Below are 19,906 nucleotides of genomic sequence, written 5' to 3'. Positions count from 1 at the left end.
TGCCGATCGTTTTTCTGTAAACTTATATTAACTCTAAAAAAAGGGATGGAGACAAATGAAACAAATCAAATGGCTTCTATTATTATGTGCATTACTTGCCGTCGTCAGTATGGCGTTTATTGGAGTGTCTGTTGCAGAAAAAAGCATACTGGGAACATGCTTAAGTATTGTGTTCGCCATGATTTTCATGGGTACAGGATTTACATTAAAACGAAAATTAAACGTACAATCATAAAATTTATGAAAAGCCTTTTACATTTTACATGTAGAAGGCTTTTATTTTGGGTAAAAACAAGACCAACCACCTATGTAATCCTAGTGATTCAACTAAAAAATTCATATAGTGTTGGCAAATCTAAGCAATCTGAACTCTTCCATTTTTCGACAAGAACTTTTATAGTTCTCCAAAATCAAACACAAAGTTACATTTTTCCTATTCTTCCACAAAGTTTCTCATGGTATGCTGTTCTTGCAACAAAATTTAACAGAAAAGGGAGAGAAAAGAAGCATGAAGAAGTTTTTGAGCAAATCGCTCAGCTCTGTTGTATTTTTCGCTTTAGCTATCATTTTTACTTTCACAACAGTAGCTCCTGGGCAAGCAAGTGCTGCAACTTTCAAAGGGATTCCTTTTGAGCAGCAACAAATTATTAAAGATTTATTGGAGAAAAACGAGCGTGTTATCAGCATTCTCATCAATTCATTTGTTGAGGAAGACAACAACTACACATTTGATGTGAAAAAAGCTGTTGAGCTCGGTTTGACTGAAGAAGAAGCGGCGACTGCTGAGAAATTCTTAGATCGCGCAGCTGTTCTTACAATCGTTTTCAGTGAAAGCATCACTAAAAACGAAAAAGGAAAATTAGTTTTTGATGCAGAAAAAGCTGTTGAACTTGGTCTTACTAAAGAAGAAGCAACTAAATTCGAAAAGCTTTTCAAATCAGTGATCAGAATTGCTGATCTTGCTGGTGATGCACTTGTTCTAGACAAAAAAGGAAACGTTGTAATTGATTCTAAAATCGCTAAAGGTCTTGGATTCAGCTCTACTGAATTACTTGTTTTCAACCAATTGCTTAAGAAAATTCCTCAAGAGCAATTAAAAACGTTCTATGATGCAGTTCAAATTGCTAAAGAAAAATTGAACTAAGCTCAAAAAACCCCCATCCGGTTCATCCAGATGGGGGTTCTTTCTTATATCCAATAGATCAAGAGCATGATGAGATAGACGATACTAAAAACGATACTTGCCCTTAATAACAGTTTTCCATAGTAGCGCTTTTCAAACTTTCTTTTTTCTTCTTTTTCATCTATGAACGGTATGAAATCTGTTGACTTTGCAATAGAGACTGGTTCTTTCATTTCTTCATATAGATGAAGGCATTTTTTGCATGAACGTAAGTGCTCATTCACTAATTGATTTGTTTCTTCACTCGTGTCCCCTTCTATATAAAGTGGTAATAGTTCTTCAATCAAATAACAGCTCATTTGTTGAACTCCTCACAATGTAGCTTTCGTTTCAGCTCTAATCTTGCTCGATGAAGGGTTGTCTTCACTTTAGACAAAGTCCAATTCAAAATTTCCGCTACTTCTTCATACGATAATTCCTGAATATCTCTTAAAATGAGGACTTCTCGGTAAGAATCCTTCAATTGATTGATATGGCTCCACAGCCTTTGAATATCAGCTTGAGTTTCTAAATGGTCTTCAGGTGTCATGAATATCTGTTGCTCTAAAAAATCAGCATTTTCTACATCCGTAAAAGTTCGTTTTATTTTTCGGCGATAGTCGTTGACAAATGTATGATAAGCAATGGTGTAAAGCCATGTTTTAATGCTTGAATGTCCTTTAAAAGAGGATAATCCATGCAGTGCCTTGATAAATACATCCTGCGCAAGGTCCTTGGCTGTTTCGACATTTCCCGTTCTGCGATATAAATATTTGGTGATTTCCTGAAAATATTCTTCATATATTTTTTCAATTTGATTGGTCGGTCTAGACATCAAAAATAAAACCACACAGTCATCCAAATTGATAAAACGATAAAAAAGAAGTATAACGAAGAAATAAACCACTTCATGCGTTTTAATTCTAGATAATCGTTCTGATCCTCAGTGTGGGCAGGAGCAAACTCATTTCCCTTAACAGAATGCTGAAACTGCTTTTCATGCGTCTTCATCCAGTTAGAAGCCTCTTCTCCAAGCTCCCCTTCCTGATACAATTCATATAAGTCTTGAAAGATGGCTTGTTTTTCTTTATCTGTCAAAACGTTGCACCTCTTTTGTTCGTTCATTTACTTCATATATTTTCCGCTCATTCGATCCGAAGGTTTGAATGATCACCAACCACGAAATGCCCATTTTTCCCTCTTTGTCGATCATTCTCACCGGCTTGATTTGTTTTTTATAGATGGTATAAGGTTCATACTTTTTGAGAACTTGCTGATAGACTTCATCACGTTCTTGATTCGATACCGTATGCGGTAAAGAAGAGTCTGATTGCCAATTCAACTCAATTCCATCGGCATCTCTCGTCACATGAAGTAAATTTGATGACCCGTGAAAAGTATATTGTTTGTGTTCACGAGTTCCTGTTTCTGTCTTCACGTCTTTTGACTGTTCCCCTATCATTTCAAACAAATCTTCGTCACTGATATTTCCTTTTTTCTGTTGAAGAATCGCTTTTGATAGCTGTATTTTCAGCAATTCTTTCGTTGAACCATTAAACAGAAATTCAGATTGATCGGCTGTCTTTACCGTCACTTCATGCTGCCATTCAAAATAAAAAGCATCAACGTCTGTGATCTGGTAAGCTGGTGGCTGTAAACTTAACTTTTTATAAATACGATTAATTTTCGTTTTCATTTCTTTGTTTGTTAAATTGATCCCGTCTATATCCTTTAATTGAAAGATGGCGTTCCCATATTGCGCTTGTCGAAGCGTCTCTTTTTTCCAGGTGGCAAACGCTAAGCTCTCATCTTTATTCTGAGACATTTTTGGCAAAAGAAGAACGCTTGTCTCCCCGTCTTCTTTTTCGACGACGATATGAATGCGGTCTAGATCAACGGATCGGCCGCTTCTTTCAAAAAATTCAATGGTTTTTTCCCTATATTCTTTATCGGTCAAATGCTGACCCTTTGCGCGACCATGATAAAAATAGCTGTTTAATTCACCTGTAAACGCAGAAACATTCACTTCATATTGATCGGCTGCAAACACATAGTTATAAGAGATCGGCTGTTTATAAGTCGTTGAATATAATGTAGTGTCCGATGGTACAAACTTTGAAGCGAATGCTTTTGCACTTGCTTCAGATAAAGGGCGATATTCTTCTGAGAAAGTATCTGTCAGTTCCGTTTTAGTAAATTGAAACATGATATGTGGGAGATTTAGGATTGGGTTCAGCATCAGCATAAAAAAGACGACAATCCCCCCAGCACCCCACTGTCTCAACTTTACCTTGTTTTGTATTAACGCACATAACAAATGTAATGTCATAAAGCTTCCTGCGGCCGCCACTAAAATCACTATGGACTTAAACGAAGATTGCAGCTCATGCTTCGAGATAGAAGGATAAAAAATATACAGCAGCGCAGCGAAAATCAGGCCATAGAAAAACAGCAATTCTTTCCACTTCTGATGCCAAAACAAACGAAAGAATAGGTGAAGTACCAAAGCGGCAAAGCCAATCATAAGCAAAATGATGATCAAATCTCTCCATACCAGCTCCGTATCACCGCTGAGAAAGAACTTTTTGCTTTCAACTAACACAATAAACACCGTTTGACATAAAGGCAGAAGTAACACAGATAAATCAAACGCAAAAAACATGCCTTTATTTTTTAAATAAGGAAGAGAAATCACATAGAAAAGTGATGCAAGCAAGACATATCCATAGATGAGAAATTGCATGAAATCTGTCAGCACTTCAAATGTTTCGATCGTATACTGTCTAGCTAGCACTTGGTGGATCATCTCAAGTGTCATACTCCCTAGCAGAACTACTCTTAATACGATTCCAGCATAAAATACATAATAACTACTCTTCTTTTCTTTCCATATGGGAAGTGTAATGAAAAGGACAAATAGTCCAAGCACACACCATTGAATCATGTGGATACTGTACTCATTTAAAATAAAAAACCTTTCAAAATGGAGGGATAAATCACTAAACAAATCAAACATCGCTACACAATCCTTTACTTCAAATTAAGGCCTCGTTCGTATAGACATTTGACTTGTTAAAAAGTTTCATCAAATACAAAAAATCACTTCATTCTCATGAAGTGATGTTGTTTATTGTTTATTTCCGCTTCCCTTTATGTAATCATGCAAGATTTTTTCACAGACGGATCGATTTCCAGCAACAATGCTATTTTTCTCTAGAAACGTCAAGCGTTCTCCGTGAATATTCGAGTAAACAGCGCCTACCTCATCAAGTAACACACATCCAGCCGCATAATCCCAAGGCGCTAGCCTTAACGTGACATATGCGTCGCTTCTTCCGCTTGCAATATAAGCTAGTTCAAGTGCAGCTGACCCAATCGTTCGTGTTCCTCTCACATCGCGTACGAGACGGGCAAACGGCTTAGCGTCAAAATGAGGGCTTTCAATCGCCCATGTTGGGTTAATGCCGACAATGGCTTTTTCAATGGCGACATCTTTTAAAGGCGGGAGTAAGATATCGTTCATATATGCCCCTTCTCCTTTGACTGCATGATAGAGCTCGTCATGGATGACGTCATAAATAAGACCGATTTTCCCCACACCATGTTCAAATATCCCAATTGAAATGGCAAAATTTCGTTTTTGATGGACAAAGTTCATGGTGCCATCAATTGGATCAATGATCCATACTATTCCGTCAAGAGAGATCACTTCTTCCCCTTGGCCCTCTTCTCCTAAAATATGATGATCTGAAAATGTCGACTGTATCTTTTCAATGAAGAAACGTTCTGTTTCTTTATCGATGTTTGTGACAAGATCATTTGGATTTGATTTTGTTTCAATTGATAGACCTTCCTGCATGGATGCTTTAATGCGGCTACCCGCTTCTTTTACCCAAAGCTTTGCAAGTCGGTCAATTTCCACCCAGTTTGTCATCGGACTGTAAACCTCTTTTCTATGTAGTACCTATTTGTATTAGCATACTGATATTATGTACGTAAAAGCAAGAAAAAAGCAGCTTCATACAAAAACGAACCGATGAATTGGTTCGTTTTTACCTCACCTTGTTTTACCCTTGAAGCTGCTCCCATTCTTTTCTTAGGCGCTCAAGCTTTCGTTTGCTGCGTTCTACTTGGATATCATCTTTTTGCTCGATGGCTTCATGAAGCGTAGAAAGCTCATAATCAACCTCTAATCTCCACACAGCGATGCGATTCTTCTTCTCTTGTCTATACCCATGCTTCACGATTTGCTTCATTGGTCAACGCCCCTTCCAGAGAATGATTCATTCCTTGTCAGTTTTCATTGATAAAAAATACAATCGATAAGAGAAATGGTTCTTGCTTATATCGTATGAAGCGATCGCATAACCGCAACGACATTCTGAAAATTGTGTTTTTACCTATTTGTTATGTACCACAAAATCGATGTTTTTAAACGCCGAACCAAGATCCCTGCTATCTTTCTCCTTAAAGTGCATCTTTTTTTGAGCTTGACCCAAGCTATGATAAAATATGATCAGCGAAAAGATACAGGAGGCATAACATGAGTGAAATGCGTTTTAGAGATGAAGATTTTGAAACATTCACAGTAGACGGTTTAGATGAACGTATGACCGTATTAAAAGAGAGAGTCCGTCCAAAGCTTGAAGCACTTGGTGAACATTTTGCACCGCTTCTTTCTTCTATTACAGGAGACGAAATGTTTGTCCACGTGGCAAAACATGCAAGAAGATCAGTCAACCCGCCAAATGACACTTGGGTGGCTTTCGCTAACAGTAAGCGTGGGTATAAAAAGCTCCCTCATTTTCAAATTGGGCTTTGGAAAACTCATGTATTTGTATGGTTTGCGCTTATTTATGAATCTCCAGTAAAAGGTGAATATGGGCAATTATTCGAAAAAGAGCTGGACACGATCCAAAAGAAAATACCGCAATACTTTGTTTGGTCTAAGGATCATATGAAACCGGACGTCCTCCGCCACAGCGAACTTGATGCTGAACAGCTGAGAACACTATTTGAACGTGTTCAAACAGTCAAAAAGGCCGAACTCCTTTGCGGCATCCAGCTTCCTAGAGAAGAAGTTGTTCAAATGAATAATGAAGAATTCTTATCAAAAATTGAAGATGCCTTCCGCACAGTAACTTATCTATACCGCTTTACACAAAAAGAATCTGTATAAAAAAACGAGCCTATATTGGCTCGTTTTTTACATCCGTATCATAGCTGTTTCTTCAGCCTCTCTTGCGCTTTTTACTGTGCGATAAGGGGAATACCCACTTCCCTTTTCAAACGCCGCACAATGCGTCTTTTCTTCTGCTTTTGATGGTACAACTTCTTTAAATCGTTTATAAGCCTCTAGTAACGCTTGTTTCGCAATTCCTGTTTCATAGGCTTTTTCAACGGCTTGAAAAAATGAAATGACCGCCATCTTTTCTTCAGTTGTCCAGTCGACGTCCATTGGATATTGATATTCCATTTACTTGTCCCTCACTTTAATCCACATTTCTTATTTGAACTTTTATTATAGCATCTGTTTGATCAGAATCCGATTGATTTTATGCTTTACATTCCGATCAGTTCATAATATAATTCTTTTGTTTTATGCAATGAAATCTGCTGTTATTGGGATAATAATAGCAGGTATTTCGATGAAGGTGGGAAAGCAATTGTCACAACATGATACACCCTTATACACTGGACTTAAAAAACACGCTTCAACCAATCCAGTCCAATTTCACATTCCAGGCCATAAAAAAGGAGCCGGAATGGACCCTGAATTTAGAGCATTTATTGGAGACAATGCATTAAGCATTGACCTTATTAATATAGAACCTCTTGATGATTTACATTCGCCTCGAGGAATGATCAAAGAAGCACAGGAGCTTGCAGCAGAAGCATTTGGTGCAGACCATACGTTTTTCTCTATACAAGGAACAAGCGGTGCGATCATGACAATGGTGATGACCGTCTGTGGCCCTGGAGACAAAATTATTGTTCCACGTAATGTCCATAAGTCGATTATGTCTGCTATTGTATTTTCTGGTGCAGTACCTGTTTTTATTCACCCGGAAATTGACAAAGAGCTTGGCATCTCACATGGCATCACGCCAGAGTCAGCTAAAAGAGCGCTGACTAAACATCCAGATGCGAAAGGGCTGCTTGTGATTAACCCAACGTATTTTGGTATTTCAGCTGATTTAAAAACCATTGTAGAGATTGCTCATTCATATGACGTACCTGTTCTTGTAGATGAGGCACATGGTGTGCATATTCATTTTCACGATGAGCTTCCATTGTCTGCGATGCAGGCGGGAGCTGATATGGCAGCAACAAGTGTGCATAAACTTGGTGGCTCTCTCACCCAAAGCTCGATTTTAAATATAAAAGAAGGGCTTGTTTCAAAGGATCGAGTACAATCTATTTTAAGCATGCTGACAACTACGTCTACTTCTTATTTGCTTTTAGCCTCCCTGGATGTCGCTAGAAAGCGATTAGCGACTGAAGGAAAGGCACTTGCAGATGAAGCCATTCGATTAGCTGAATCAGCAAGAACTCGTTTAAACGAAATTGAAGGTATTACTTGTATTGGTCAAGAAATTCTCGGTTCACCTTCTACTTACGATTATGACCCAACAAAATTAATCATCTCCATTAAAGACCTTGGACTGAATGGCCATGATGTGGAGAAATGGCTGAGAGAAAGCTACCGAATTGAAGTAGAGCTCTCTGACCTATACAACATTTTATGTATCGTGACGCCTGGCGATTGTGATGAGACGATTGATACGCTTGTAACGGCTATGAAGGAAATTGCGGCAACCTCTGCACGTCAAGGCGGCAAACAAGCCGTGACAGAAGTGTTACTGCCTGAGATCCCTTCGCTTGCGATGACGCCGCGTGACGCTTTTTACGCAACAACGGAAGTCATTCCATTTAAAGAAGCGGCTGGCCGTATCATTGCAGAATTTGTCATGGTTTATCCGCCTGGTATTCCTATTTTTATACCAGGAGAAATCATCACAGAAGAAAATATCTCCTATATCTTTAAAAATATCGAAATCGGTCTTCCTGTTCAAGGACCAGAAGATTCCACACTAGATATGATTCGTGTCATTAAAGAACAAAAAGCCATTTTATAAAAAAGAAACATGCAGCCCCCATTGGAGCTGCATGCTTTTTTATTTATTCAGAGGCTTCATCACAGCAATGACAGTGACCACATGTTCCATAAAGTGTTGTCACTTTTTCATTTTCAAATTGATCAATGGTTTCATTGCAATCTTGACAAATAATTGTACCCACAGTACATTCCCCTTTTCTTTACTCAAAGTTTGAAAGCGTTTAATCTATTTCATATCTCTATAATATGATGTCATATTTAAGTTGTCAACGGTTAATTGTATGACACATTTAATCATTTTTTATAAAAATATGTTTTTTTCTCATCATATTGAGGAAACGTTTCAAATGTATTTTGCTTCATATCAATTCTGTAACAATTGAGTAACAATCGAAAATTGTCAAAAAGGACGTGATACACTAGAGTGACTAACAGGGAACTGGCTCCTAAAAATGTTGGTACAACCCCAAAGGATTTTGAGGTGAATAGATTGAATTTTATGAGGACCCTTCTCATTATATTCCCTATGCTCTTTGTACTTAGTTCATGCTCATTTGCGTATATCATACCGAATCAGACAGACCAGGTCAGTCATATTCAAAAACCAAGAATTCTCTTTTTTACTGATGCAGAAAATCTTGATAAAGAAAGTCCTTATTATGACGCAGTGCTCGATTTAAAAAATGAATATCCGAAGGAAATGTCCAAGATGATTGTCAAAGAAGATCGTAAAGGCTGGAAAAATGAAGTAGACGAACTGCCGGCTATTTTACTTGTCAATAATGAAAAGGTCATTGTGAAGGTGGAAGGTAATGTCCGAAGTAAAGAGGATATCTTATCACCCATATGCCAAGCATTAGATCGAGTGAATACAAATTAACGGTTCGACTTTGCACTTATATATCCATATGAAAAAAGCCCTCAGCTCATGAGGGCTTTTCGTTTTCAGCGAGGTTTCACATACATAAAAAAACCCTCTCCGTGTGGAGAGGATTTCAACGTTCATTATTTTACGATATGGATTGGGCTTCCGATTGCTACTTCAGCCGTTTCCATTGTGATTTCACCTAAAGTTGGGTGAGCGTGAATTGTCATTGCGATATCTTCAGCTGTCACACCAGCTTCAATTGCAAGGCTAAGCTCTGAAATCATATCAGAAGCACCAACACCTGCGATTTGTGCACCGATCACAAGACCATCCTCTTTACGAGTGATCATTTTCATGAAGCCATCAGTTGCATCAAGAGAAAGTGCACGTCCGTTTGCTGCGAATGGGAATTTCGCTGCAACAATGTCGATTCCTTCTTCTTTTGCTTCTGCTTCAGTGTATCCAACAGTTGCAAGTTCTGGCTCAGAGAATACAACAGCAGGAATACCAAGGTAATCAATTTCAGCTGGCTCTCCAGCGATTGCTTCAGCAGCAATTTTACCTTCGTAAGAAGCTTTGTGTGCAAGTGGTGGTCCATCAACGATGTCACCAATTGCATAGATGTTTGAAACGCTTGTACGGCATTGTTTGTCAGTTTTGACAACTCCGCGGTCTGTCAATTCAACACCAACTTGCTCAAGACCAAGCTCATCTGTGTTTGGACGACGACCAACAGTCACAAGTACGTAGTCAGCATCGACAGTTTTTTCTTCACCTTTTACTTCGAAAGTAACAGTGACACCGTCAGATTTTTCTTCAACGCCTTTTGCAAGAGCGTTTGTGTGAATTTCAACGTTTCCTTTTTTCTTCAGGTTACGTTTCACTAATGAGCTCATTTGCTTTTCAAAACCTGGAAGGATTTCGTCTCCACCTTCAAGGATGACAACTTCTGTTCCAAAGTTCGCATAAGCAGTACCAAGCTCAGTACCGATGTATCCACCACCGATGACAACTAACTTTTTAGGTACTTCTTTAAGCGCTAAAGCACCAGTTGAGTTGATCACGCGGTCTGTGTATTTAAATGTAGGCAATTCGATTGGACGAGATCCAGTTGCAAGAATTGCATTTTTAAATGTATAAGTCTGCGCTGAATTTTCATCCATGACACGTACAGAGTTGCTGTCTACGAAATAAGCTTCACCTTTGACGATGTCTACTTTATTTCCTTTTAGAAGACCTTGAACTCCACCTGTTAATTTGTTTACAACAGAAGCTTTCCACTCTTGAACTTTTGTGAAATCAACTGTTACGTTTTCAGCTTTGATACCCATGTCTTCAGAATGCTTTGCATTCTCGAAACGATGTCCAGCATTGATCAATGCTTTTGAAGGGATACAGCCGACGTTTAGACATACGCCGCCAAGTGTTCCTTTTTCAACGATTGTTACTTTTTGTCCTAGCTGTGCAGCACGAATAGCAGCTACATATCCACCAGGACCTGCACCGATGACAAGAGTATCTGTTTCGATTGGGAAATCTCCTACTACCATGAATTTACGCCTCCATTAAAATTAATTGTGGATCATTCAATAAACGCTTGATGTGGTTAAGGGCATTTTGCGCAGTAGCTCCATCAATCATACGGTGGTCAAAGCTTAGGGAAAGAGCTAAGACTGGAGCTGCAACGATTTCGCCATCACGAACAACCGCTTTTTCAGCGATACGGCCAATACCAAGGATCGCTACTTCTGGGTGGTTGATGACTGGAGTAAACCATTGTCCACCAGCAGAACCGATGTTTGTGATTGTGCAAGATGCACCCTTCATTTCAGCTGGAGCCAATTTACCATCACGTGCTTTTGTTGCAAGCTCGTTGATTTCGTTAGATACTTCGAAAATCGCTTTGCGATCTGCATTTTTCACAACTGGAACAAGCAAGCCTTTTTCAGTATCAGCTGCAATTCCGATGTTGTAGTAATGCTTTTGAACAACTTCATCTGTTTTATCATCGATAGAAGTGTTAAGTACTGGGTACTTTTTCAAAGCAGAAGTTAGAGCTTTTACAACGTAAGGCAAGTAAGTTAACTTGATTCCTTGATCAGCTGCAACTTGTTTGAATTGTTTACGATGTGCAACAAGGTTTGTTACATCAACTTCATCCATTAATGTTACGTGAGGAGCTGTGTGCTTAGAGTTCACCATTGCTTTCGCGATCGCTTTGCGGATTCCGCTCATTTTCTCGCGAGTTTCTGGGAATTCTCCTTCTAGAACTGGAGCTGCTGCCGCTTTTGGAGCTGCTTCTTCTTTCGCACTTTCAGCTGCTTGAGGTGCTGCTTCTTGAGTTGCTGCAGAACCGCCATTAAGGAAGCTGTCGATATCTTCTTTTAGCACGCGGCCATTTTTACCAGTACCTGCAACTTTGTAAATTTCAACGCCTTTTTCACGCGCATATTTACGTACAGATGGCATAGCAATAACGCGTTTGTTAGGATCAGCATCTACTTGCTCTTGTGCGCCAGCACCAGTTGCTGCTGCCGCTTCTTCTTGAGCAACTTCTTTCTTTTCAGGCTCGTTACCAGCTTCAGCAGTACCTTGTACTTGAGCTTCAGTTTTCGCTTCGCCTTCTTCTTCGCTGCCTTTAAATTGAAGATTTTCGTAACCAGGTGCATCAAACGTAATGATTGTTTGTCCTACAGTTGCAACTGTTCCCTCTTCAACTTTTAATTCTAATACTTTTCCTTTAACAGGTGAAGGAATTTCTACAACTGCTTTATCATTTTGTACCTCTGCTAAAACGTCATCTTCATTGATTTCGTCGTTTGGTTTTACAAACCACTTAACGATCTCACCTTCGTGGATACCTTCTCCGATGTCCGGAAGTTTAAATTCAAATGCCACTGTTTTTCGCCTCCTAGATTATGTTAAACCCTTGTTCTGTCAATATTACACGGTCATGTAATTGATAAAGGGGAAGAGAAATAAATTCTTTTCCCCTCTGTCATTTAATTAAAATTCAAGAACTTTCTTAGCTGTTTCAAGCACGTCTTTATGGTTTGGAAGCCATACGCTCTCAGCTTGAGAGAAAGCAAATACAGTATCAGGTGCAGCTACACGAAGTACTGGTGCTTCAAGGCTAAGAATTGCTCTATCATTGATTTCAGCTACTACGTTTGCTGCAATACCAGCTTGTTTTTGTGCTTCTTGAACAACGATCGCACGACCTGTTTTTTCAACAGAAGCGATGATTGTTTCAATATCAAGCGGGCTCACTGTACGAAGGTCAACGACCTCAGCAGAAACGCCTTCTTTTTCAAGTTCTTCAGCAGCTTTAAGTGATTCGTGAACCATTGCACCGTAAGTGATGATTGAAAGGTCAGAACCTTCACGTTTCACGTCAGCTTTACCGATTTCAATTGTGTACTCTTCTTCAGGAACTTCCTGACGGAAAGAACGATAAAGTTTCATATGCTCAAGGAATACAACCGGATCGTTGTCACGGATTGCAGAAATTAATAGTCCTTTTGCATCGTAAGGTGTTGAAGGAATAACAACCTTGATACCAGGCTGTTGTGCAATAAGACCTTCTAAGCTATCAGCGTGAAGCTCAGGTGTGTGAACTCCTCCGCCAAATGGAGAACGGATTGTCACTGGAGAATGCCAGCGTCCACCAGAACGGTAACGCATACGAGCCATTTGTCCAGAAACAGAATCTAATACTTCGTAAACGAATCCGAAGAATTGAATTTCCATTACTGGGCGGAATTCTTGTAGTCCAAGGCCAATTGCAAGACCGCCAATACCAGATTCAGCAAGTGGAGTATCGAATACACGATCCTCACCAAACTCTTTTTGCAATCCTTCAGTCGCACGGAATACGCCGCCGTTTTTACCAACGTCTTCTCCGAAAACAAGAACGTTTTCGTCATTTTTCAGTTCTGTGCGTAACGCATCAGTGATCGCTTGAATCAATGTCATTTGCGCCATGGCTTACTTCGACTCCTTCTGTTTGTAGATTTCAAGCTGTTCAACCAAGTTAAATGGTTTCACATCGTACATGTTTTCAATCAAATCAGTGACTTTCTGCTTAGGCTGTTCGTCAGCTTCTTTGATTGCTTGTTTGATTTGTTCTTTTGCATCTTCGATGACTTTATTCTCTTCTTCTTCAGACCAAAGGCCTTTGTTTTCCAAGAATTTGCGGTAGCGTACCAATGGATCTTTTTGCTCCCACTCATTTTCATCTTCTTTTGTACGATATCTTGTTGGATCGTCACCAGCCATTGTATGTGGGCCGTAACGGAATGTAAGAGTTTCAATTAATGTTGGACCTTCACCATTTACAGCACGCTCACGAGCTTCAGCAGTCGCTGCGTATACAGCTAATGCATCCATACCGTCAACTTGTACGCCTACGATACCAGCTGCAGCTGCTTTTTGTGCAATCGTTTGTGCAGCAGATTGCTTTTCAACAGGTGTAGAGATCGCATATCTGTTGTTTTGGACAACAAAAATCGCTGGCGCTTTGTAAGCCCCTGCAAAGTTAATACCTTCGTAGAAATCACCTTGTGAAGCTCCACCATCACCAGTGTAAGTGATTGCAACAGCATTTTTACCGCGCTTTTTCAAACCAAGAGCTACACCAGCAGCTTGAATGATTTGTGCACCGATAATGATTTGCGGAGAAAGTGCATTCACATCTTCAGGCATTTGGTTTCCAACAAAGTGTCCACGAGAGAACAAGAATGCTTTTGTTAGTGGAAGACCATGCCAGATTAATTGTGGTACATCACGATATCCTGGAAGAATGAAATCTTCTTTCTCAAGTGCAAAGTGAGTTGCAAGCTGAGAAGCTTCTTGTCCAGCTGTTGGCGCATAGAAGCCAAGACGTCCTTGACGGTTCAATGAAATTGAACGTTGATCTAATACACGTGTAAACACCATACGGCGCATTAATTCTTTTAATTGGTCATCTGAAAGATCTGGCATTGCCGCTTCGTTTACGACTTCGCCTTTTTCGTTTAAAATTTGGAACGTTTCAAACTGCTTTTTGATGGCATCGAATTGCTTTTTGCTATCAACAATTGCTTTTTTTGTTTTTGCAGCCATTCTAAAGTCACCTCTTCCTTTCTTTTAACAGTCAATTTGTCGTGAATCCATTTATACATACAGATATAGGATAACCCAAAATGCTCATATGACTCCTGTATATAATAGCCACAAAGATCATTGTCGAAACATTGGATGATCGCTTGCTTTTGAGTTTTTCTAACTGTATTAACGATAGTTCACAAAAAACTAATACAACTTCTGTTAACAAGGAATAGTTTACAACAAGAAAAATAGTCCGTCAATTGATTTAACGGCTTTATTTAAATAAATGTATTCGCTTTACTTTTTATGGTGACCTGTATCAATCTGTTTAATCAACAGCACAAACTGTACTAGTATAGAGTGGGTCGCTGTACTACAATAGCAGATGTTTGTTTTTGTCGAAAAATAAAAAAAGAGCTATTTTTAGCTCTTTTGATCGTGATGGACAAGGGGCTAAAATGAACTTCATTTTAACCCTTTCTCTTCTTTTCAGTTTGACTTCTTGAAAAAACGAGTAACGACACGCAGGCACTTTGTGAGTAGCAGCGATAAACAGAACTAGAATATGCAAGTACTGTTTTTAACTGTTTTGTGATTCTTTCTGAGCTGTTTTGTATAAAGCTTGTTTATATTCGTTCAATTGATCTGTATATTGATTGAACTTCTTGCTTTCTTTTCTCACTTTACTATAGGAACGATTGACTGTTTTCAGTTTGGATTTCAGTTCAGCGTATCCTAAGTCTTTTCTTTTTAAAGATTCATACAAGTGCTTGTCTTGTTTCAGCGCCTTTTGATACTCACGGTAAAGCTGATCATACGATGCATATCTTTTTTCAATTGATTTGACTGTTTGTTCTGCTTTGTCTTTTACTTCCGCATCTTTTATCTGTTCAGCGAATTCCTTTACAGATTGAAATTCTTTTTTCGATTGATCCATGCTGTCTTTTTCTGTTTTTAAATGTTCTTCACGCTTTTCTGCCGATGCTAATGCTTGATCAGACAAGTTTGAGACTGTTTTTGTGTGGTCTTTTGTTGTTTGAATCATTTTTTTATACAACTGCTGCTCTTTTTTCTCATAGCTTTGCAGTGCACCTTGTTCTTTTTCAAAGGATGCTTCTTTTTCGCTCATTTTCGTCATGGCATCTTGCATCTCATAAAGCGGATTTTGACCTCCGCAGCCCGCAAGCAAGAGGGTACATATCCCCGCTAAAGCTGCACCTGCTTTTATTCTTCTTTTCATCTGTTTCAATTACAAGGTCCCCCTTTACATCTCCACATACCACTATAATTTTTCAGGGCGGTTGTGACAAGGAAAGAGGCTGGCTTTTTGAAGGGAAAGAAGATTTTTTTCATGCTCTAGGCTCATGACTATACAAATAGTGCATTCATACATAGTTTATATTACACGCTTCGCCTTCACTTATGAGAGGCCGAGTGTATTTCCAAAGGAGGTCAAAAGTATGTCTAATTATAGTCATGGAAGTATGTATGGTGGATACGGCGGTTACGGTTATGGATACGGCGGCGGTTGTTGCTATCCAAGTTATGGTGGTGGATACGGTTGCGGTTACGGTGGTGGACGTACATTCGCTTTAATCGTCGTCCTATTCATTCTATTGATCATTGTTGGCGCAGCATTCTTAGGTGGCGGTGGCTGCTGCTAATGGCTGAATAAGCCTCTGACCGGTCTCATACGACCGGTCTTCTTTATTTCATTGCATATGTCGTGTATCATTTTATATACTTTACATACAAAGGAAATAGGAGTGAAGTTTTGTGATTACCATGGATGATATCGTACGAGACGGGCATCCCGTCTTAAGACAAACAGCTGAAGCGGTCGAACTCCCGCCAACAGAAGAAGAAAAACAGCAATTAGCTGACATGATTGAATTTGTCAAAAACAGTCAGGATGCAGACATTGCTGAAAAATATGAACTTAGACCCGGTGTTGGCCTAGCAGCTCCGCAAATCAATATCAGTAAACGAATGATTGCTGTTCACTGTGAAGACGAGGGCGGAGAACTTTACAGCTATGCATTATTCAATCCTCGCATTGTTAGCCATTCAGTCAAAAGAGCTTATTTAGCTACTGGAGAAGGCTGTTTATCTGTTGATGAAGCCATCCCTGGATTCGTCCCGCGCTATGAAAAAATCAGGGTGAAAGGTACAACGCTTGAAGGTGAAGACATTGATATTCGCCTAAAAGGGTTTCCGGCCATCGTTTTTCAGCATGAAATTGACCACTTAAATGGCATTATGTTTTATGATCATATTCAAAAAGATCATCCATTCGCCGAGCCAGACAACGCGGTTGCGATCGGCAGATCATAATAAAAAAACAAGACCCGTCCATCAGCGGGTCTTGTTTTTTTATTCATCAATAAGGCCTAATTCAGTCACAGCGTGGAATATGCCATCCTCATCTACAGGTTTGGTGACAAAGTCAGCTAATGTTTTTAATTCATTGACTGCATTCCCCATCGCAACGCCTGTTCCAACAAACGAAATCATTTCTCGATCGTTCAGCCCGTCACCGAAGGCAATTGTGTCCTTTTGATCGTACGGGAGTCTTTCAATGACTCGTTTAATTCCTTCAGCCTTTGATCCACCTTTTGGCAGGACATCCGTAGACAGCTCATGCCACCTGACGAGATCAATTTCTTCACGGAACGCTTCATATAGATGTTCCTCTTCTGCTTTACAAAATAGCAGCATTTGATAAATGACGTTTTCTTTAAAGAATGACAAATCGTGCTCGGGATGCTCTGTTTTTAAAGTGCCAATCCCTTCATGGATAAATGGATGGTTCGGCACAGACGCCTTCATCGTCTTCTCTCCCATGAAAACAAGCGGATGATCATGTTGATCCGCTGTTTCATAAATTTTATCCATCAGCTCTTGCTTAAGCGGATTGCCATAAATGACTTCTCCTTCGTACATGACATACTGACCGTTATAAGCAATAAATGAGTCAAGCCCTATTTCTTCTAAAATAGGCTGGATAAGAAAAGGCGAACGGCCAGATGCAATGAAGAGATGATGCCCTTTTTCTTTTAATAAACGAACAGCTCGCTTCGTTGATTCAGGTATTTTTTTATCATGGTCATATAAAGTACCGTCGATATCAAAGAAGATGACTTTTTTATTCATATCTCGTCTCCTGTCTCTTGTTATGTATACCCTCTCCCCTTCATCATACAGAAAGATCTTCACTGACGAAACCACTTCCTCTTAAAACGCCCATTTCCCACATATAACCATGTAACATTAAGTGGAAACATCATATAATACAAGTATATAGAGAGAACGGAACAAATGGCTGAATGAACTCATACCGAAAGGAGGCGATCCGCGATGCTTCGTCGTCTGCGCAAGAAAATTCGAAGACAATGGAAGGACATGCTTCGTAAAAAATCGATTGCTTAAAAGGATCTTCCGCACATTTGCTGAAGGTCCTTTTTTCTCTGAGACTTTTCTTATGCGCGTTTTTTTAATATAATAGAATAAGCGAGTGTAACATACGGTATTTAAGGAGAGATTTGGATGATATATAAGGTATTTTTTCAGGCAAGTACGACTGAGGTACCTGTGAGAGAACACACAGATTCACTATACGTTGAAGCGGTTTCTGAAAGAGACGTACGCGATAAGTTGAAAAAACATAACTACAATATTGAATTCATTCAGCCTGTAGACGGTGCTTTTTTAGACTATGAACGAGAAAGTGAAAATTTTAAAGTATTGGAGCTATGAGAGGAATGAAATTTGTAAAAAACGATCAGGCGGCAGTTTTTGCGCTCGGCGGATTAGGCGAGATCGGTAAAAACACGTATGGCGTTCAATTTCAAGATGAAATCATTTTGATTGATGCTGGTATTAAGTTCCCTGAAGATGAACTTCTTGGAATTGATTACGTCATCCCTGACTATACGTATTTAGTTAAAAACGAAGATAAAATCAAAGGTCTTTTTATTACTCATGGACATGAAGACCACATCGGCGGTATCCCTTACCTTCTCAAGCAAGTGAACATTCCAGTTTACGGAGGCAAACTCGCAATCGGCCTACTTCGTAACAAATTGGAAGAGCATGGTCTATTAAGACAGACCAAACTTCACATCTTTGAAGAAGAGGATACGATCAAATTTAGAAAAACAGCTGTGTCTTTCTTTAGAACGACGCACAGTATCCCAGATTCTTATGGAATTGTCGTGAAGACACCTCCTGGTAACATCGTACATACAGGCGATTTCAAGTTTGACTTTACTCCTGTTGGCGAGCCTGCCAATTTAACGAAAATGGCTGAGATCGGGAAAGAAGGCGTTCTTTGTCTTCTATCTGACAGTACAAATAGTGAAATTCCAGAATTTACGATGTCCGAAAGACGTGTAGGTGAAAGCATTGATGACATCTTCAGAAAAGTAGATGGACGTATTATCTTTGCTACATTTGCATCTAACATTCACAGACTTCAGCAAGTGATCGAGTCAGCTGTTGCCAACGGCCGAAAAGTCGCTGTGTTTGGGCGTAGCATGGAGTCTGCCATTGATATTGGACAAGAGCTCGGATATATCAAATGTCCAAAAAACACGTTCATTGAACACAATGAAATCAACCGCCTTCCAGCAAACAAAGTAACCATTCTTTGTACTGGTAGTCAGGGCGAACCGATGGCCGCTCTTTCTCGTATTGCCAACGGTACGCACCGCCAGATTTCAATTAACCCTGGAGACACTGTTGTCTTCTCGTCTTCACCGATCCCAGGTAACAATATTAGCGTAAGCCGTACTATTAACCAGCTGTATCGTGCTGGTGCTGAAGTCATTCATGGCTCACTTAATAATATTCATACCTCTGGACACGGCGGGCAGGAAGAACAAAAGCTGATGCTCCGTTTAATTAAACCTAAATTCTTCATGCCGATCCACGGTGAGTACCGCATGCAAAAAACGCATATTAAACTTGCGAATGATTGCGGAATTCCTGAGGAAAACTGCTTTATCATGGATAACGGTGAAGTTCTTGCTCTGAAAGGTGACGAAGCAAGTGTCGCTGGCAAAATTCCATCAGGCAACGTGTATATCGACGGTAGCGGTATTGGTGATATCGGCAACATCGTGTTAAGAGACCGCCGCATTCTTTCAGAAGAAGGTCTTGTCATTGTTGTTGTCAGCATGGATATGAAAGAATTCAAAATTTCTGCAGGTCCTGATTTAATCTCAAGAGGTTTTGTCTACATGAGAGAATCTGGAGACCTCATTAATGACGCGCAAGATCTCATTTCAAAGCATCTTGAAAAAGTAATGGAACGTAAGACGACTCAATGGTCAGAAATTAAGAACGAGATTACTGACACTCTTGCTCCTTTCCTTTATGAAAAAACAAGACGCCGCCCAATGATCTTACCGATTATTATGGAAGTGTAAGGACGTACAGGGAGACATAGCCAATTGGCTGTGTCTCTTTTTTATGCGCAATAAAAAAAACCCGCATATCTGTACGATACGTGCGGGTTCAGTCATGGTCAGAAATTAAGAACGAGATTACTGACACTCTTGCTCCTTTCCTTTATGAAAAAACAAGACGCCGCCCAATGATCTTACCGATTATTATGGAAGTGTAAGGACGTACAGGGAGACATAGCCAATTGGCTGTGTCTCTTTTT

General features: G+C 39.6%; 23 protein-coding genes and 1 pseudogene. 10 read left to right on the top strand and 14 right to left on the bottom strand.

Annotation, left to right across the window (positions count from 1 at the left end):
• Window positions 1-55: 55 nt before the first annotated feature.
• On the top strand, window positions 56-235 hold the full coding sequence (locus NST01_RS07195) for a DUF5325 family protein (RefSeq protein ID WP_008345070.1): 180 nt from the start codon (window positions 56-58) through the stop codon (window positions 233-235).
• 273 nt (window positions 236-508) lie between these two features.
• Window positions 509-1,144, top strand: coding sequence for a hypothetical protein (locus NST01_RS07190; protein ID WP_017359387.1), 636 nt, complete (start codon window positions 509-511; stop codon window positions 1,142-1,144).
• A 44-nt stretch (window positions 1,145-1,188) separates the two neighbouring features.
• Here the strand turns inward: NST01_RS07190 and NST01_RS07185 are convergent, their stop codons facing one another.
• The 6 genes from NST01_RS07185 to NST01_RS07160 all read right to left on the bottom strand — a co-directional run bounded on the left by NST01_RS07185 (window position 1,189) and on the right by NST01_RS07160 (window position 5,418).
• A complete protein-coding gene (locus NST01_RS07185) occupies window positions 1,189-1,482 on the bottom strand; it encodes an anti-sigma factor family protein (RefSeq protein WP_008345075.1) in 294 nt (97 codons plus the stop codon).
• Complete coding sequence (locus NST01_RS07180) at window positions 1,479-1,997, bottom strand: sigma-70 family RNA polymerase sigma factor (protein WP_326114564.1); 519 nt, start codon at window positions 1,995-1,997, stop codon at window positions 1,479-1,481. The genes NST01_RS07185 and NST01_RS07180 overlap by 4 nt, the downstream gene beginning before the upstream one ends.
• Entirely contained in the window at window positions 1,997-2,260 is a 264-nt protein-coding gene (locus NST01_RS07175) for a hypothetical protein (protein ID WP_008345079.1), read from the bottom strand. The genes NST01_RS07180 and NST01_RS07175 overlap by 1 nt, the downstream gene beginning before the upstream one ends.
• Window positions 2,250-4,106, bottom strand: a complete 1,857-nt coding sequence (locus tag NST01_RS07170) for a hypothetical protein (protein ID WP_249476611.1) — start codon at window positions 4,104-4,106, stop codon at window positions 2,250-2,252. The genes NST01_RS07175 and NST01_RS07170 overlap by 11 nt, the downstream gene beginning before the upstream one ends.
• 183 nt (window positions 4,107-4,289) lie before the next feature.
• On the bottom strand, window positions 4,290-5,096 hold the full coding sequence (locus NST01_RS07165) for an inositol monophosphatase family protein (protein ID WP_060781040.1): 807 nt from the start codon (window positions 5,094-5,096) through the stop codon (window positions 4,290-4,292).
• A 133-nt stretch (window positions 5,097-5,229) separates the two neighbouring features.
• Entirely contained in the window at window positions 5,230-5,418 is a 189-nt protein-coding gene (locus NST01_RS07160; RefSeq protein WP_008345085.1) for a hypothetical protein, read from the bottom strand.
• Window positions 5,419-5,705: 287 nt separating this feature from the next.
• Here NST01_RS07160 and NST01_RS07155 point away from each other — a divergent pair, with 287 nt between their 5' ends.
• On the top strand, window positions 5,706-6,341 hold the full coding sequence (locus NST01_RS07155; protein ID WP_017359393.1) for a DUF1054 domain-containing protein: 636 nt from the start codon (window positions 5,706-5,708) through the stop codon (window positions 6,339-6,341).
• Window positions 6,342-6,368: 27 nt separating this feature from the next.
• Here NST01_RS07155 and NST01_RS07150 read toward each other — a convergent pair whose 3' ends face one another.
• The gene (locus tag NST01_RS07150) at window positions 6,369-6,638 is read right to left on the bottom strand and encodes a UPF0223 family protein (RefSeq protein WP_008345089.1); all 270 of its coding nucleotides are present in this window, start codon (window positions 6,636-6,638) and stop codon (window positions 6,369-6,371) included.
• A gap of 190 nt (window positions 6,639-6,828) precedes the next feature.
• Here NST01_RS07150 and NST01_RS07145 point away from each other — a divergent pair, with 190 nt between their 5' ends.
• Entirely contained in the window at window positions 6,829-8,301 is a 1,473-nt protein-coding gene (locus tag NST01_RS07145) for an aminotransferase class I/II-fold pyridoxal phosphate-dependent enzyme (protein ID WP_017359394.1), read from the top strand.
• Between the two features lie 43 nt (window positions 8,302-8,344).
• Here NST01_RS07145 and NST01_RS07140 read toward each other — a convergent pair whose 3' ends face one another.
• Entirely contained in the window at window positions 8,345-8,464 is a 120-nt protein-coding gene (locus tag NST01_RS07140) for a GapA-binding peptide SR1P (RefSeq protein WP_003212464.1), read from the bottom strand.
• Between the two features lie 317 nt (window positions 8,465-8,781).
• Between NST01_RS07140 and NST01_RS07135 the strand changes: the two genes are divergently transcribed.
• Complete coding sequence (locus tag NST01_RS07135) at window positions 8,782-9,162, top strand: hypothetical protein (RefSeq protein ID WP_223255627.1); 381 nt, start codon at window positions 8,782-8,784, stop codon at window positions 9,160-9,162.
• 125 nt (window positions 9,163-9,287) lie between these two features.
• Here the strand turns inward: NST01_RS07135 and lpdA are convergent, their stop codons facing one another.
• The 5 genes from lpdA to NST01_RS07110 all read right to left on the bottom strand — a co-directional run bounded on the left by lpdA (window position 9,288) and on the right by NST01_RS07110 (window position 15,487).
• Complete coding sequence (gene lpdA, locus NST01_RS07130) at window positions 9,288-10,700, bottom strand: dihydrolipoyl dehydrogenase (RefSeq protein ID WP_003211097.1); 1,413 nt, start codon at window positions 10,698-10,700, stop codon at window positions 9,288-9,290.
• A 4-nt stretch (window positions 10,701-10,704) separates the two neighbouring features.
• Window positions 10,705-12,048, bottom strand: coding sequence for a dihydrolipoamide acetyltransferase family protein (locus NST01_RS07125; protein ID WP_008345100.1), 1,344 nt, complete (start codon window positions 12,046-12,048; stop codon window positions 10,705-10,707).
• Between the two features lie 108 nt (window positions 12,049-12,156).
• Window positions 12,157-13,134, bottom strand: coding sequence for a pyruvate dehydrogenase complex E1 component subunit beta (gene pdhB / locus NST01_RS07120; protein ID WP_007498597.1), 978 nt, complete (start codon window positions 13,132-13,134; stop codon window positions 12,157-12,159).
• A gap of 3 nt (window positions 13,135-13,137) precedes the next feature.
• A complete protein-coding gene (pdhA, locus tag NST01_RS07115) occupies window positions 13,138-14,253 on the bottom strand; it encodes a pyruvate dehydrogenase (acetyl-transferring) E1 component subunit alpha (protein WP_007498599.1) in 1,116 nt (371 codons plus the stop codon).
• Window positions 14,254-14,818: 565 nt separating this feature from the next.
• The gene (locus tag NST01_RS07110) at window positions 14,819-15,487 is read right to left on the bottom strand and encodes a YkyA family protein (protein ID WP_017359395.1); all 669 of its coding nucleotides are present in this window, start codon (window positions 15,485-15,487) and stop codon (window positions 14,819-14,821) included.
• Between the two features lie 235 nt (window positions 15,488-15,722).
• Between NST01_RS07110 and NST01_RS07105 the strand changes: the two genes are divergently transcribed.
• Both NST01_RS07105 and def read left to right on the top strand, forming a co-directional pair.
• A complete protein-coding gene (locus NST01_RS07105) occupies window positions 15,723-15,902 on the top strand; it encodes a YjcZ family sporulation protein (RefSeq protein ID WP_026050085.1) in 180 nt (59 codons plus the stop codon).
• 112 nt (window positions 15,903-16,014) lie between these two features.
• Window positions 16,015-16,572, top strand: a complete 558-nt coding sequence (gene def, locus NST01_RS07100; RefSeq protein WP_008345111.1) for a peptide deformylase — start codon at window positions 16,015-16,017, stop codon at window positions 16,570-16,572.
• Between the two features lie 39 nt (window positions 16,573-16,611).
• Here def and NST01_RS07095 read toward each other — a convergent pair whose 3' ends face one another.
• Window positions 16,612-17,391, bottom strand: coding sequence for a Cof-type HAD-IIB family hydrolase (locus tag NST01_RS07095; RefSeq protein WP_024719544.1), 780 nt, complete (start codon window positions 17,389-17,391; stop codon window positions 16,612-16,614).
• Window positions 17,392-17,784: 393 nt separating this feature from the next.
• Between NST01_RS07095 and NST01_RS07090 the strand changes: the two genes are divergently transcribed.
• From NST01_RS07090 to NST01_RS07080, 3 genes and pseudogenes are all read left to right on the top strand, one after another.
• Window positions 17,785-17,994 carry a DNA-dependent RNA polymerase subunit epsilon gene (locus NST01_RS07090; RefSeq protein ID WP_008345114.1) on the top strand — a complete coding sequence of 70 codons (210 nt, stop codon included), beginning with the start codon at window positions 17,785-17,787 and terminating at the stop codon, window positions 17,992-17,994.
• A 5-nt stretch (window positions 17,995-17,999) separates the two neighbouring features.
• The gene (gene rnjA / locus NST01_RS07085; RefSeq protein ID WP_008345116.1) at window positions 18,000-19,667 is read left to right on the top strand and encodes a ribonuclease J1; all 1,668 of its coding nucleotides are present in this window, start codon (window positions 18,000-18,002) and stop codon (window positions 19,665-19,667) included.
• 83 nt (window positions 19,668-19,750) lie between these two features.
• A pseudogene (locus NST01_RS07080) lies at window positions 19,751-19,864 on the top strand (hypothetical protein); the annotation flags it as partial.
• Between the last annotated feature and the right edge of the window lie 42 nt (window positions 19,865-19,906).

It is taken from the genome of Bacillus sp. FSL R7-0166 (assembly GCF_038008935.1).
Lineage (GTDB): Bacteria > Bacillota > Bacilli > Bacillales > Bacillaceae > Bacillus > Bacillus altitudinis.
The sequence above is the reverse complement of the archived record's forward strand: the minus strand, read 5'-3'. Positions and strand labels throughout refer to the sequence as shown.